Source organism: Gellertiella hungarica (assembly GCF_014197145.1).
In the GTDB taxonomy this organism is placed as follows: Bacteria; Pseudomonadota; Alphaproteobacteria; order Rhizobiales; family Rhizobiaceae; genus Gellertiella; species Gellertiella hungarica.
Genome location: NZ_JACIEZ010000036.1, coordinates 1 through 1,063, shown reverse-complemented (window position 1 = coordinate 1,063; position 1,063 = coordinate 1). Strand labels below are relative to the sequence as shown.

The following is a 1,063-nucleotide window of genomic DNA, read 5'->3' as shown; positions in this document are numbered from 1 at the left end:
CCCTTGATGAGGTGGAACGGCCCGCTCCGACAGCATCAAAGTGCTAACGTGGTCGTTATCGCAAACGCCACAAGGAGGGACCGTTCCGTGAAAGATGTTACCACTATTGGACTGGACTTGGCGAAGCACGTTTTCCAAGCTTTTGGCGCGGACGTCGACGGGACGCCGCTGTTCAACCGAAAGCTACGCCGTGCTGAAGTGCTGCGCTTCTTCGAAAGACTGCCACCGTGCCTGGTGGGTATGGAGGCATGTTCGAGTGCGCACCACTGGGCGCGGGAGATCTCGGCCTTCGGGCACGACGTCAGATTGCTGCCGCCCCAATACGTCAAGCCGTTCGTCAAGCGCGGCAAGACCGACGCCGCTGATGCGGAGGCAATTGCTGAAGCGGTGACGCGAAAGACGATGCGGTTCGTGCCGGTCAAGACTGCAGAGCAGCAGGCAGCGGTGATGGTCCTCAGAACGCGGGCGCTGCTCGTGCGTCAGCGAACCCAAGCGATCAACGCGTTGCGCGCCCATATGGGAGAGTTGGGTATCATCGCTCCGACCGGAATCGCCAACGTGAAAGCACTGGCGCCTATCATCCGGGATGAAGAGGATACTCGACTGCCTCCGGCTGCGCGCTTTGCCCTGACCGAAATTATCAATCAGATCGAGATGCTCGCCACACAGATCGACAAACTCGAACGTGAGATCGTCATCCAAGCCAAGCAGGATGATGAGATGCGGCGCCTCGCGACCATCCCTGGCGTTGGCGCAATTATCGCCTTGGCCGTAAAGGCTTTCGTTCCTGATCCCGCCGGCTTCAAATCTGCTCGGCACTTTGCGGCCTGGATCGGGCTAACTCCGAAAGCGCATTCCAGCGGTGGCAAAGAACGGTTGGGGCGAATATCGAAGATGGGCAATCCGGTACTACGATCATTACTGACGACGGGGGCGGCATCGGTGCTACGTCATGTGCAGTATCGCGACCGAGTTTGGCCGTGGCTGAAGAACATGCTTACGCGGCGTCCGTTCAAGGTCGTAGCGGTGGCGCTGGCCAATAAGATCGCCCGGATGATCTGGG

The 1,063-nt window shown here is 59.3% G+C and carries 1 protein-coding gene; it reads left to right on the top strand.

What is annotated here, in order from left to right; translation table 11 throughout:
• Positions 1 to 87 precede the first annotated feature (87 nt).
• The coding region (locus tag GGR23_RS22975; protein WP_183368616.1) for an IS110 family RNA-guided transposase at positions 88 to 1,063 on the top strand (976 nt) is incomplete at its 3' end.